This window comes from Sporolactobacillus putidus, from assembly GCF_014647035.1.
Classification (GTDB): domain Bacteria; phylum Bacillota; class Bacilli; order Bacillales; family Sporolactobacillaceae; genus Sporolactobacillus; species Sporolactobacillus putidus.
The window spans coordinates 96314-110029 of record NZ_BMOK01000012.1 but is presented as its reverse complement, the minus strand read 5'-3'; the positions used below and the strand labels follow the sequence as shown (position 1 = coordinate 110029).

General features: G+C 41.2%; 12 protein-coding genes, 2 pseudogenes and 1 riboswitch. Of the genes and pseudogenes, 7 read left to right on the top strand and 7 right to left on the bottom strand.

What is annotated here, in order from left to right; translation table 11 throughout:
• Window positions 1–173 precede the first annotated feature (173 nt).
• Window positions 174–551 (bottom strand): calcium-binding protein, encoded by a 378-nt coding sequence (locus IEX81_RS12930; protein WP_188803972.1) that lies wholly within the window; start codon window positions 549–551, stop codon window positions 174–176.
• 860 nt (window positions 552–1411) lie between these two features.
• Here IEX81_RS12930 and IEX81_RS12925 point away from each other — a divergent pair.
• From IEX81_RS12925 to IEX81_RS12915, 3 genes are all read left to right on the top strand, one after another.
• Complete coding sequence (locus IEX81_RS12925; RefSeq protein WP_229727610.1) at window positions 1412–1897, top strand: glycosyl-4,4'-diaponeurosporenoate acyltransferase CrtO family protein; 486 nt, start codon at window positions 1412–1414, stop codon at window positions 1895–1897.
• Between the two features lie 26 nt (window positions 1898–1923).
• Window positions 1924–3069: an MGDG synthase family glycosyltransferase gene (locus IEX81_RS12920; RefSeq protein ID WP_188803969.1), complete on the top strand. Its 1146-nt coding sequence runs from the start codon at window positions 1924–1926 to the stop codon at window positions 3067–3069.
• 314 nt (window positions 3070–3383) lie between these two features.
• Window positions 3384–4301, top strand: a complete 918-nt coding sequence (locus tag IEX81_RS12915) for a lysylphosphatidylglycerol synthase transmembrane domain-containing protein (RefSeq protein ID WP_188803967.1) — start codon at window positions 3384–3386, stop codon at window positions 4299–4301.
• A 117-nt stretch (window positions 4302–4418) separates the two neighbouring features.
• Here IEX81_RS12915 and IEX81_RS12910 read toward each other — a convergent pair whose 3' ends face one another.
• Complete coding sequence (locus IEX81_RS12910; protein ID WP_188803965.1) at window positions 4419–4766, bottom strand: P-loop NTPase family protein; 348 nt, start codon at window positions 4764–4766, stop codon at window positions 4419–4421.
• A gap of 45 nt (window positions 4767–4811) precedes the next feature.
• Window positions 4812–5009 carry a hypothetical protein gene (locus IEX81_RS12905; RefSeq protein WP_188803963.1) on the bottom strand — a complete coding sequence of 66 codons (198 nt, stop codon included), beginning with the start codon at window positions 5007–5009 and terminating at the stop codon, window positions 4812–4814.
• A gap of 88 nt (window positions 5010–5097) precedes the next feature.
• On the opposite strand from IEX81_RS12905, the gene IEX81_RS12900 reads away from it, so the two are divergent.
• Window positions 5098–6552: a PQQ-dependent sugar dehydrogenase gene (locus IEX81_RS12900; protein WP_188803961.1), complete on the top strand. Its 1455-nt coding sequence runs from the start codon at window positions 5098–5100 to the stop codon at window positions 6550–6552.
• 210 nt (window positions 6553–6762) lie between these two features.
• Here the strand turns inward: IEX81_RS12900 and IEX81_RS12895 are convergent, their stop codons facing one another.
• A complete protein-coding gene (locus tag IEX81_RS12895) occupies window positions 6763–7320 on the bottom strand; it encodes an ECF transporter S component (RefSeq protein WP_188803959.1) in 558 nt (185 codons plus the stop codon).
• Between the two features lie 114 nt (window positions 7321–7434).
• Window positions 7435–7566, bottom strand: a riboswitch (FMN riboswitch).
• A 187-nt stretch (window positions 7567–7753) separates the two neighbouring features.
• Complete coding sequence (gene ppsA / locus IEX81_RS12890; protein WP_188803987.1) at window positions 7754–10369, bottom strand: phosphoenolpyruvate synthase; 2616 nt, start codon at window positions 10367–10369, stop codon at window positions 7754–7756.
• A 550-nt stretch (window positions 10370–10919) separates the two neighbouring features.
• Here ppsA and IEX81_RS12885 point away from each other — a divergent pair.
• From IEX81_RS12885 to IEX81_RS12875, 3 genes and pseudogenes are all read left to right on the top strand, one after another.
• The gene (locus tag IEX81_RS12885; RefSeq protein ID WP_188803957.1) at window positions 10920–11378 is read left to right on the top strand and encodes a VOC family protein; all 459 of its coding nucleotides are present in this window, start codon (window positions 10920–10922) and stop codon (window positions 11376–11378) included.
• A 74-nt stretch (window positions 11379–11452) separates the two neighbouring features.
• Window positions 11453–11626 (top strand): hypothetical protein, encoded by a 174-nt coding sequence (locus IEX81_RS12880; RefSeq protein ID WP_188803955.1) that lies wholly within the window; start codon window positions 11453–11455, stop codon window positions 11624–11626.
• Window positions 11583–11843 (top strand): annotated as a pseudogene (locus IEX81_RS12875) (IS4 family transposase); the annotation flags it as partial. The gene IEX81_RS12880 and the pseudogene IEX81_RS12875, both read left to right, overlap by 44 nt.
• 45 nt (window positions 11844–11888) lie before the next feature.
• Here the strand turns inward: IEX81_RS12875 and IEX81_RS12870 are convergent.
• Window positions 11889–12356, bottom strand: a pseudogene (locus tag IEX81_RS12870) (transposase); the annotation flags it as partial.
• A gap of 337 nt (window positions 12357–12693) precedes the next feature.
• Window positions 12694–13686: a tRNA dihydrouridine synthase gene (locus tag IEX81_RS12865; RefSeq protein WP_188803985.1), complete on the bottom strand. Its 993-nt coding sequence runs from the start codon at window positions 13684–13686 to the stop codon at window positions 12694–12696.
• Between the last annotated feature and the right edge of the window lie 30 nt (window positions 13687–13716).

The window sequence follows — 13716 nt, the reverse complement described above, 5'->3', positions numbered from 1 at the left end:
AATGATGTCCTTTTTTGTACAAAAATAGTGCTGATGAACGCTCATCAACACTAAAAAGTTTAGACCCAGATATACATCAGAGCTCATTCATAAGAAGCGTAGGCTTTTTATGAATGAGTTTTTTTCGGCTATGTTTAAGTTCCCAGTTGACTTTATTGTCATAATCACATAGATCACCTGTAATTCCAAAACCACGTATTGTAATCATCTAAGAAACGATAATTTGGATCGTCTGAACTGACTTCAAGTTCTCCCATTGCAATATGCCATGTCTTTCTTCCAATTTTAGCAGAACAAATGAGCCCGTAAAAATCGTCAATATACTCATCAAGTCCTGTAACCTTGACATCGTACGTCCTTGAAGAAAACGGCCCCGATTCTCTTTCATAACTGGCCGCGAAAGGAAAAACAAGATTCTCTTTCAAAAAGTTAGAATATGTTTCAAGGGTTTCGCCTGTAACCATGGGAAGATCATCGTCTTCATCTTCTTTCCCCATTGGACCCAAATCCCCCAATATATTCTTTAGTCGCATCTCCCATGCGTCTTCCATCTGATAACCTTCTTTCCTCGAATTCCATTAAGAAAATTAAAAAAGTAGTTAAAACGGTTGAATCTTTCTGAATCAAAGGGCAGATGACTACCCCCAGCTCCCTACTGATCTTTTCCCAGCAACGCACAACTTTCGATGTACCTGGAGTGTTTATCTTCGGGGGCTCCAACCAACCCAGGCTGCTCCTTCCTACAGATATTGATGATACCTTAAACAAATATGAATATCTATTGAAAAACTATATGGATCAGAAACCTTTCCCTGTGTTCCAGGAAACTTTCCATTTTATCCTCTAACTATATTATTTCCGGACATTCCATGAAATGGAGACAATGGAGTGATCGAATTCTAAACGAGCCTCTGCCAATCACGTGAACCATTGCCGCGGCTTTCTTCACACTATTGTCTATTTTGAAACAAGGTTATTATTACAGCAGTCTTCTCTGCGTGTCAACTGGCATTTGTGCTCGTTCCTTGTGATCCATGTTGATTGTCATTGACTTATAGCCTATAATTTAAGAAAAAATACATTTATTTACTGTCTCGATCGGACAGCATATTCTCGCAGATATCCTGCACGGATTAATTATTATCGCTGTTCGAGCAGCCGCAAAGTCTACATAAGATTATCGAAGCTATGTTCAATAATTCTCCCCTCAAAATGATTCCCGGGCCATTTTCCACCTGGGGTTTTAACAAGAATCTTGATGAACGCCTTCACTGCGCGTTGTTTCTTGGAAAGATCGCAATTGTCCATGGACATACTTTGTCCTGATTATGGGGAGAGCATCTGTTTTTTCCCTTTTCCCGGTTACATTTCCCGATTTTAATTTCTGATATAGAAAAGAGAAATGAGTATTTTGAATTTCCTATCATTTATCTATAATTCATTTGTTTTTTTGATCGTCTCGATTATCAATACAATTATTTCGATAAAACTGCCCGTCTCGATCTTCCATTATGATAGTTGGCTCTTCAGAGAAAGAAGCTGGGAAAAAAAAGGGGCTGTCTATCAGTACTATTTACGCGTGAAAAAGTGGAAGAACCTGCTGCCGGAGCTCAGCGATTTTTTGGCTTTCCTTTTTTCGAAAAAACAAATAAAGCGTTACAACCCGGATTATTTGTACCGATTTGCTTTAGAGACCTGCCGTGCTGAGCTCGCCCATTGGTGCATCATTATCAGCTCGTTTCTTTTTGCGAAATGGGGCGATGATATAGGCAGTTCGATCCTAATCAGCTTCATAGCCGTCGTATTCAATCTTCCGTATATCATCATACAGCGTTATAACCGGCCGAGAATTTTAAGCGTTCTTGCCAATAAAAAGACAAGCTTAAAAGAAATATAAAAGAGCGATAAAAGAGGAATTTTGCTGTGAATAGAATCCTGTTTATCTCATCTGAAAATACAGGCGGCGGACATAAGAGTATCACCGAGGCGCTGAGCAGACAACTCTTCCTTCTATCTCCGGACGTGCAGTTCTCAGTCATCGACGGATTTGAACTTGGAAACGTGTTTCTCCGGCTTTCCAGCCGCAGTTATGACTCCTTTGCGATTAAATTTCCCACGTTATGGGGCTTCGTCTATCGGTTAAGCAACCCGTTCAAACCGCTCGTCAATCATTTTATTGCACGACTCATCAGAAAGTCACTATTAAAACAAATCAATACCTTTCATCCGGATTTAATCGTCTCCGTCCATAATCTGTTCGTCGGGTCTGTTATAAATGTTTTAAACCATGCCGGTCTGAATATTCCTGTCATCTCACTCATTGCCGATCTGGACAATGTAACCAATCTTTGGGCAGACAAACAGGCAAAATATATCATTTGCCCGTCGGACGAAACAAGACAAAGTATGTTGCGGGCGGGTATGACACGCGACCAGTTGTATTTGACCGGATTTCCCGTTCGCAAAGAATTCTGTGATACAGATCTTCCCGAACCTCATCACTTGCCGAATAAAAGCAAAAAATATATTTCTGTCCTTATTATCAGCGGGAGTCAGGGCTCGACCAAAGTGCGGAAAATAGCTGAAGCGCTGTTAAACGATAAAAATATCCATATAACGATAATTGCCGGACATGACACAGCTTTAAAACACGACATGGAAGAAGAATTATCAGAATATGTTGGCAACCGGGTCACGATCTATGGATTTATCAGAGAAATTAAAGAGCGGATGGCGGAAGCAGATCTGTTAATCATCCGGGCAAGTCCCAATGTCTTAATGGAGGCAGTGAACCTGTGTAAACCTGTGATCATTATCGGATCATTGAAAGGCCAGGAGGAAAAGAATCCTCAATTCGTCCGCAAACACCATTTAGGGGTTTGTTGCCCAAACATTAGTGCGCTGCCGGACATGATCGCAACATTATGGGCTAATGATGGTGAAGAGCTGGTCCAAATCTCGCAGAATCAGTACCGATTCAGAAAACCGGAAGCTGCCCGCGCGATCACTGAACTGCTCATTCAAACAGCTAAAGAAACCAATAGGTCTCAGAATCTCCCCATCGCCTGAAATTTGTGCTCATCTTCTTACCCCGGCATAAAACCAGAAAACCATGGTGATCCTGTGTACATGCCGGATCATCATGATTACGGCCCTTCCCCATCTTCCCTCGTTTATGTATCGCTCTGGTTTATGTATCATAAGTATAGGGATGAAAAGTGTCATTCCAGCTTGGTCCCGCCGCAGAGGGTGAAGAAAAAGTTGGCGATTGACAAATCTTTGACGCAGCCGGAGGCTTAGTTTTTCTGACACTTTATTCCGCTAAAATTTTATACTTTTTTGAAGTACAAAAAAGTTTCAGCAGGGAGCCGATCAATAGTCAAATGTCAGTAAAAACAAATTTCAAGCTCATATTAGGTATTCTTGTTACTGTTTTGATCCTACATTATTCATTCAAGACACTTGGCGGCCTGAATCTGCGCAGCCTGTTCAACAGGAACATCAATTGGGTTCTTGTCTTTGTCTCGATTCTCATCAATATCTATTCAAATTATATCCGGGGGCTGTGTTACACACTTGGCATCGACCCGAATATTAAACGCATGGCGGCTTTACAAATCGTTGTCATCGGACACGCCGCGAACATGGTCTTGCCGCTTAATATCGGCGACGGATTACGCTACGCTTTTTTTCCCAGCAATTACAGTGTGCTGCGTCGTACCAAATTGGTGATCATCCCGGCTCTCGCTGATTTTGTTGCCATGATCATGATATCGATTCTCGCAGTCCCTTTTTCCGGATTTGAAGATTCCAAATTAGTCAGCGTGTTATGGACGCTTTCAATTATATGCATCGCTTGCATTGTATTGTATCTGGCCATTATTTATTTTGTACCGCAATTCCGCAAGTATGTTAATGAATATTTAAATGTCGGCATGCTGAAAATGATGCTTTGGGTTACCTTTTCCTATGTTCTTCTTCTGATTGCGACCTGGCTGGGACTCGCTGCCTGCGGTTTCGGCCTGATTCCTTCCTTGCGTATGTCGTTCGCCGTTTTCGCCGCGACGAATATTGTCGGGATTATACCTGCCTCGCCAGGCGCTGTCGGTCTCTTTGAATACGGAGTCGTCGTTGGTCTTGCAGGACTGGGTATCCAGAAGAGTGCGGCGCTGCCGGCAGGCCTGCTGCTTCACTTGATTCAATATGCCGCGCTCGTTCCACTGGGCATCATCCTGTTTATTGCCGCGCTTCACGGGAAATACAGCGGGGCGCTCAAAAATTTGTTGCGCCAGAAACTTTAATGCCCATCTTTCAGGCAGCCCAAGATCAGGATTTTTTATCATTAAAAATCCACCATAAAAACAATACGAAATGTTTCAAAAAATATGTTCGGGATACAATTTCAAATGCAGAGTATCTTATAAATCCCTCAACCGTGCTGGCAGATTTCGGGGCAAATCATCGATTCCCTTAAATTCTCTAACAACGATTGAGGTGATTTTTTCCTTGATTTTGGGAGCAACTTTTGTTATACACATTTGCCATGCTCCGCCTATGCTTTTGCAGTCATCTTTAATTAGTACAGAGGGCTGTATTTTTTCAATCACATCTTTATATGTTTCTCCCTTACTCCGATAATAAAGCTTATCGCCGGCAAACCCGTATCGTTTCAACAGAGATGCAATATTTTGCGCTTGATTGCCTTTTCTTGATGTGCAGTATACAATATTAGCTCCCTGCTCCTGCCATCCTTTTATGATTTTCACACAATTTCCAATGGGTATATAGCTGCTGTGATGATATAGGCTAAACTATGATTTTGGTTTTAAAACAGTACCTTCAGCAAAAATCATAATGGTCAAATCTGTCTGCAATGCTTTTTCTAATTCTATATACGCCATGGCTTTCCTTTCATCCGTTCTCTTGTTAAAAGAGTGGCTTTTTATCCCTTCAAATTCTTTGTCAACAGATAATATCTCTCCACATGCGTAGTGCAATGCATCATCCACATCATCACTCAGCCTCACTTTAATACTAATAGAACAGTTCTAATCATATGCTTTTAACAGAAAACAATAAAAAGGAAGGTAAAGTTAGTTGATAAAAGTTAAAGTCAGTTTGCGGCCCATTGTTAGCAGGCTAAACTTGCCCACTGTTTTGAAAACAACGATACTTCCCGGTGACTCGACCGAAACATTATTTATTGCAACCCAGTTAGGGGAGATCTATTACCTCAGAAACGGGTTTATAGGGAATTTTTTAGATATTCGGCCGCGAATCCTGAAACTAGGTGCTTCTGGCGGCAGGTATGATGAACGTGGATTGATAGGGATGGCGTTTCATCCCAAATTTCATAATAACGGTCTGTTTTATCTTCATTATTCAGCAGCCGGAACACAAGGTCCAGGTGCTCTTACTCAATCAGAAGCTGCAAGAGAAGAACCGGCTGCTCTTCCTGAATTTTTTAAGCCTAACCCGTGTGACCCCGAAACCTTAAACTTAAAGTGGATAAATAGAGAAACTCACTATGACCATATTGATACCGTTGAAGAATGGCTTTTACAACCGAATGGCCAACCTCAAAAGAGGCGGACATTACTTAATTTAAGAAGGCCATTTTTTAATCATAATGGTGTCAATAGCTTAAATTTTTCACCTGAAACGGGAAAACTTGTTTTAACAACCGGAGATGGCGGAATGGGCTATGATCCATTTAATTTAAGCCAGGATGATATGGAAATTGCCGGTAAAATCATTGAAATTGATGTCGTTAAGAATACCTTTATCAATGATTCATCCGTAGTCACACGTTTTAATGAACTTCCCGCACCAATTCAGGAAACACTTACGCTCATTGCCAAAGGAGTCCGCAATATACCCGGCATTTCATTTCAAAGGTTTTATAATCAGTACATCAAATATGTGGGTATTGTCGGACAGGATCTGGCAGAGTCGATTTATTCGTTCGTACATTATAAACCCATACCGGTTACTCAGCTTATTCAAGCTTCTTTAATGCACTCTGAACCTGACCAAGAAGGATTGATTAACTTCGGCTGGCGGGGGTGGGAAGGTGCTTTTCCCACTTCGATTATAAGCGGCTGCTCTGCAAATCCGGCTATGGATGAGAAAGTCATTGCCTACTACAATGATGCAGTAAAAACTTCAGTGCTGCGCATTCAGCCTCTGACCAGTTATTTTCACCAAGATCCCAGGCCCGATAAGTTTGGAGGAACTGCACTCACAGGCGTTCAGGCCTATATGGGCCATGGAATCCCCGATTTAACGGGAAGCGTTGTGTTTACCGATATTGCCCGGAAGGAAGGATCTCAACCTATGGTTAGAGGAGTCTTAGCCTGTACCAGGGTAAGAACAGATGGTAAACTAAGCGATTTTCGTGTTATTGAAACCGATTATAATTTTGGGTCTCAATCAGCTTTTTATGTCAGTTTGGGAACGAATCTGGATCAAACAAGACTCTATTTAGGCGTTTATGGCTCTATGAATGTGAATGATTCTAACCAGGGTACTGTTTTTGAAATTGTTTCATGATTCATAACGATAAAATTCGACGAAATACCAGATAAATCCATTTCCAGGATTGATTGGAATCGAAATAGAAAACAAACTAGAAAGAGCAATCGTGTTCAACCCATTTTTTCTATTTTCAGGGAGTTTAAAACTTGGCCATCTCTTCCGGTGTCGTCTGATTGTAAAACACGATTTAACCTATGCGATCCATGAAAACACGACTTAGTAATTTCAGTGTGTGCCAACATTTTTAAAAGCGAGATCCCCGATTTTTTCATATATAATAAGCGTAATTATACTGTTAATTCCTGCCTTTAGTAGATTAAAAGGAATGATTACGGGGAGGATCATTTGAAAAACTGTATTCCGAGGTACACCCATGAATATCGGAGTTAATAGGATGTTCAAGATGCACATCATGATCGTCATAACGATCACACCCACCATAAGCGCTAGCGCTGCACTCTTTCGGTTCTTTTTGTGACTGTATATAATGCCGGATATTAATGCAAATGAACCCGTAGCAAAAATATGCATGATAATGCCAATGATTCCACTATTGGCGCTTACAGTAACCCCTTGAACAATGCTTACGACTATCGTAAGCATAACACCACTTAATGGTCCGTAAATCAACGAACAAATAAAAATTGGAATATCTGCAGGCTCATATTCTAAAAATGGGGCAGCAGGAAGTAATGGAAATCGAATAAAGTAGACAAGAATAACCGATAGCGCTACCATCATTCCCATTACTGTCAGTTTTCGTGTGGATTGTAATACTTTCATCATAAACAACCTCCTATTTTTGAGGTTTGTCTAGGACGTAGAAAATGCCCTTAACGCACAAAAGTGTTAAGGGCATTTCGGCTACTTATCCCATCATTCTGTAGTTGGAATGGGTAATCGTTTTTCTTTATCCGGACTATACCGTCGGTTTAGGAATCACACCTAATCTGCCTAAAAGGCTCTCGGACTTGTAGCATAAAGCTCATTACCGCCGGTGAGGAATTGCGCCTCGCCCTAAAACAAAACCATTGATTTGATGATAATTCTCGTCAATACAAATGTCAATCGTGAAACATCGAAAGTATGTGTCAAGCTTTTCTCGGAACCCCAGAACAGGGAAGAACGCTCTTTAAGAAAGCGACCCTGATTGGGCGGCCTTCCCAGCTTTCATCTTTTATTTAATTCCACAGAAGGAAGATAACATCTTGCCCGCTTATAGGATTTCAACATAGCCTTCCGTTCCATTGACCCGGATTCTCTGCCCATCTTTTATCAGCTTGGTGGCATTTTCTACTCCGACAACTGCCGGTAAGCCATATTCACGCGCGATCACCGCTCCATGGGTCATCAGTCCGCCAACTTCGGTGACTAAACCTTTTATAAATACAAACGATGGTGTCCAGCTAGGGTCAGTAAAGGAAGTGACTAATATATCTCCATCTTCTAAATCAGCATCTTCCATGTTTAAGATGACACGTGCCCGTCCCTCTATAACTCCGGAAGAAACAGGAAGACCTGCAATAGCTTCGGCCGGGATATTTTCTCGTTTGTACTCCCCTGCAATGATTTCACCATCAGACGTGATCACACGTGGCGGAGTTAGTTTTTCATATAATTTGTACTCGACTTTTCGTTTGCTGATGATCTGGTTATCCAGTTTCTGTGTGCGTACGACTTCGCGAAGTTCTTCAAAAGTGAGGTAGTAAATATCTTCTTTTTCATCAATAACATTGGCTTGCAAGAGTTGTTCGGCTTCTTTCAGTAAAGCCTGCTTATAAACGAAGTAGCGACTGACGATGCCGTATTTGGGATATTCACGATACCCGATGAAATTCCGGATGAGACTGATCATTCGTTTTGTTTCTTTGGCTTTTTGTTCACCATCCGGTAGTTGCCTCAATCGGTCTAATAACTCTTGTTCTTTTTTCAAAGCAACGCGCCGCCCTTGCTCAAATTTCCGATGGCTGGCATGAGGCTCAAAGTTTTTGATGTTACTGAGAATCATCGGGACAAGTGTCGTTGGTTTTTCACTCCAACGCGGTTTAGTAATATCGATTTCTCCGACACATCGCATTCCGTATTTGTTGAGATAAGCATTGATAGCTTCTCGGGCTTCCTGTCCACCATCAAACTTAACTATTTTCTTCAAAAAGTTATCCTCTTTTACATGTTGTAAATAATCAATGACTTCCGGATAAGGACGAATCACATCTGCGACATCCAATAGCGCCAGTCCCATTCCCGAAGTAATATTGTTTGGTACAGATTGAGAAAGCGTGTCTGCTGCGTTTTTTTCGCCCAACCACTTGTTCATTTTTTCATTGATCCATGATGAAGCATCGATAGCAGCCATAAATACACCCGAACTTTGTGGATCAAATAAAATCTTCTTTAATTGCCGGATATCTTCCAGAATAAAATTAAATAAATCCGGCCCTGATTTCGTTTGGATGTTTTGTTTTAACTCTTCTATCGATGTTTGACTACGCTTAATCAAATCGGAAACGATTGTCGGATCGTTTTCGATTGGCGCTTGAAAACCCGCAGACGATATACCTTTATTGCTTTTACTAGGACTCTGTTCTTGCTTATCATCTGGTAACGATTGTATAAAATCTCCCCGCTCTATGATGGTCATGAGTGCGTCTTTTATGAGCGGATCGTGTTGTCCCATGCCATTTAATAAAGCTTGTTTGCTGACAGGTGAAGCCAGCATAGTTGTAACATCAACAAACAACCTTCCACCAGCTGTAAACATGGGGCGTGCAGCCGTTAGCTGCCAGAAAGAGATTCCCAATGGTTTCATGGCGTCAGTCATCATTTGTTGATGACCGACAGAGAGATACGCGTGATTTTCCTGGTCATTGGCATCGGGAATGGGGTATAAAGTAGTGATGGGTCGGCTCTGGACAATAGAAAATGTATCATCAACCAAACACCATTCGATGTCCTGCGGGCAACCGAAATGTTCTTCGATCTTTCTGCCCATGCGCTCAAGCTGCAAAATCTGCTCATCCGTCAGCGCTTGCCTGTTCTGCCGCTCAGGCTCAATCTCCTGTTTTTTCATGCCGCCATCTTTTGCGGCATAAATAGCCAGCTTCTTGGCGGCTATCTTCTTATCGATAACCTTGCCGTTACGCACTTTATAGATATCAGCATTTACCAGACCGGAGACCAGGGCCTCACCAAGTCCGAAGCCGGCATCGATGGACAGCACTTTCCGATTGGACGTGACGGGATCGGCTGTAAACAAAATTCCTGATGCCTGCGGGCAGACCATCTTCTGAACAACCACGGACAGGTAGACTTTTCTGTGATCGAAGCCGTTTTGCAGGCGGTAGGTTACTGCCCGTTCAGTAAACAGCGATGCCCAGCACTTGCTGATGTGCTTGAGGATTGCCTTCTTTCCAATAATGTTCAAATACGTATCCTGCTGGCCGGCAAAAGAGGCCGCCGGTAAATCTTCTGCAGTTGCGCTGGATCGTACAGCATAGGCATTTTTTTCTCCAAGCCTGGAGAGAAAGCGGGTGATCTCTTCAGTAATGTCTTCAGGGATGGCTATTCTATCAATGACCCTGCGAATCTCACCGCTAAGTTCACCTATTTTATCCCGGTCTTCCACCTTTAGAAGCGATAACTGATCAAGTAATTTGTTAATCGACGACGTTTCCACAATGATTTTTTTAAAGGCTTCAGTAGAAATACAAAAGCCATCTGGTACACGTATACCTTCAATTTTGGAAAGTTCCCCCAGATTCGCACCTTTACCCCCAACAGCCATGAGTTTTGTTTTGTCAATGTCCTTAAAACCAAGCACATAGGAACTCACGCTTTTCCCTCCATTGGCGATTTTTTTGAATTTCATGAGAGTACCCCTAAACAAATCGCATTAACGAGCTATTGCATTATAGCACCGGCAAATGAGAACAAACAGTCTGCATTTACGTTTTTTTATATGCTACAATTAGAATGGAGGGGTTTAATCTTCAAAAAGGCAAACGTTAAAGACGCATTTATAATCAAATAAAATAGTTATTTAACGAGCTGAAATAGTTCAAACGATGTAGAGGCTGCCCCATGCCCATCAACTTAAGATTTTTAAGTATCCCTAAAACGAAAATTCCACATGAATATCTATAATTTCATCTCTTTTTTCATCTAATTTGAAAATAAGCTTTCTATTTTTAAAAACCACCGACACCAACTCAAATTATATGAATGAAATCTGTACATTTGAATATTCTCACACTTTTGTAGTAAAGAAAGATTATACAAAAGTAGGATGATTTAAGATATATTTACTTGTATTATAATAACAAAAAGATATCGGCATAAAAATTTACATATTTTAAATTACAATAAAGAAAGGAATAAACATAATGATACAGAGCATATACGAAACTCATTTACATGTAAGAAATTTAGAAAAGTCGATAGATTTCTATCAAAATAAGTTAGGGTTAGCATTAGCAAGAAAACTATCCAAAAGAAAAGTGGCTTTCTTTTGGGTAGGAGAAAATAAAAAACAAATACTTGGACTGTGGGAAGTACATAATATTGAAGACTTTGAGGCGAAGCACTTTGCTTTTGGTGTAGATTTAGAGTTTTTAAAGACTTCTAAATTATGGTTAGAGAAACGTGGAATAGAAGTGGTAGGAAGTCAGGGGAAAGGAAATCAAGAGCCAATTGTCCAAAGATGGATGCCGGCTGCAAGTGTATACTTTCTGGATTGTGATGGAAATAAATTAGAGTTTATTTCTATGTTACATGATGATCCAGATGAATTAGAATATGCATCCTATTTAAGTGAATGGGATGCGGAGCATCAAGAAAAATAAATGAAATTGTATCTATAAACTGAAAAAGACGTTATTCTTTTTGTAAAAATATACAGAAAGGATGACGTTTTTTTATGCATCTTTCGATTCAAAGTGAACTACAATTATTTGCTGAAGAATTATATGAACATCTTACTCCTTCATTTTTAGAAAATCTTGCTAGAGAACTAGGTTTTGTACAACGGAAACGTAAGCTTTCAGGTCATGCGACAATTAATTTTACAAAAGAAGAAACAGGAATTAAGTGAATATAAAGCAATTGGAATGATTCAAGATCATTTACACATTTTATATCAAACCATACAGCAAAACACCCAAGAAACAACAAAGATTCTAATCCGCCTGTTCCACTTACTTCAGAAAAATGGCCGGAAGTCTCATCGATACGAGAAAAAAACAGTCTTTGATATTTTGGGTGTTGTTTATGAGTATAATGGATTGAGAAAACAAAAGAAAGCTGCATAATTTTTGAAATTTAGCCAGTCTTGCATCGTAGCCACCATATTTATTTTAATTTTCTACCGTAAATTTAGGGTACAGCGAGTATAACTTGGTACGGGCATCGGCTGTGGTAAATTGCCATTTGATTGCCATCGACTGACGATTACGATCTTCGCACCAAGCCTTTAGCTCCCGATCCAGTTCTTCGATGGTCGGTATTCTGCGGTTTAAGCATTGTTTTGAAAAGAGATTCAAGCCAATTTCGGCCATATTCAACCAACTGCCGTGTTTCGGGGTATAGTGAATGTCTAGCTTATCCAGAATCCGTTTGGCCTCGGCTGGCGGATACTTCTTATACAACGAACCGATGCGATGCGTGTTCAGGTTGTCCATGACTAAGGCTATTTTCTCGGCTTGCGGATACAAGTCATCCACTAAGTGATGCACCACTTCGGCGAAGTCCATCGCCATTCGGGTGGGTCTGACGTCGACATATTGCTTACCGGTCAAAGGTTCAATGAGCCCGAAGATCGAACAGGAACCTTTCCGTTCCTATTCATAGTCGATTTTTCGGGGACTTTTACTCTGGATCGGTAAAGGCTGAACTTTATCGGCATGCATCATGTAGGGCTTTTCGTCCAGACAGATTAACGGTTTTTGTGGATCGTACGGGCGCGAATAGACGTCCAGCACCTCTTCCATATGCGCTACGAATTCGTTCCTATACCACAATAAGCGTTAATCACCATTTATTCACCGATGAGTGCCGTATACTCAAGAGCTTTTCCATACAATACTTCGGTCTGTATCGGGTTGACCTGGAAGAAAGAACGTGCAGAGATTGCGCAGGTGATGCTGCCAGTTTGATCATAGATCATATCGCGGGCCCCAGATTGTCTTTGTCTTGTTGCCGAACAAAGTGATCAAGCAATGCACGCACTTCATTCGTTGACTCTGTGTTCATCAGTTGATTTCTTAATTCACTTGCCCCTCGAAAACCACGGACATAGATCTTAAAAAAGCGATGAAGAGCTTTAAACGGACGTAGCTCTAATTCTTCCGAATAGTGATCATGGAGATCCAGATGCAACCTTAAGAGATCGAGCAGTTCCTTACTACTATGATCTTTCGGTTCCTTTTCAAAGGCAAATGGATTTGTAAAAATACCACGCCCAATCATAATTCCATCCACACCATATTGATCAGCGAGCTTCAAGCCGGTTTGACGGTCAGGGACATCGCCATTGATTGTCAAAAGTGTATCTGGTGCCACCTGGTCACGAAGTTTCTTAATCTCCGGGATAAGTTCCCAATGGGCATCTACTTTGCTCATTTCCTTTCTTGTACGCAGATGAATAGTAAGATTAGCAATGTCTTGTTTCAATAGGTGTGTGAGCCAGTCGTGCCATTCGTCTACATCACTGTAACCAAGCCTTGTCTTCACACTTACGGGCAATCCCCCTGCTTTTGTTGCTTGTATTATATCTGCAGCGACTTCGGGACGCAGGATAAGGCCGCTTCCCTTCCCATTCGCTGTCACATTAGGCACTGGGCAGCCCATATTGATATCCACACCACGGAACCCTTGTTTCGCCATACCAATACTCATCTGCCAAAAGTATTCAGGCCTATCCCCCCATATTTGGGCGACAATAGGTTGTTCATCCTCTGTAAAAGTCAAACGTCCACGCACACTATTAATTCCCTCTGGGTGACAATAACTCTCCGTGTTTGTAAACTCTGTAAAAAACACGTCAGGTTTAGCTGCTTCACTCACTACATGGCGAAAAACAACATCCGTCACCTCTTCCATTGGTGCCAGTGCAAAAAAAGGGCGCGGCAAATCACGCCAAAAATTATCGATCATATTTAAATTCAAAATCCTCTCATTATGGGA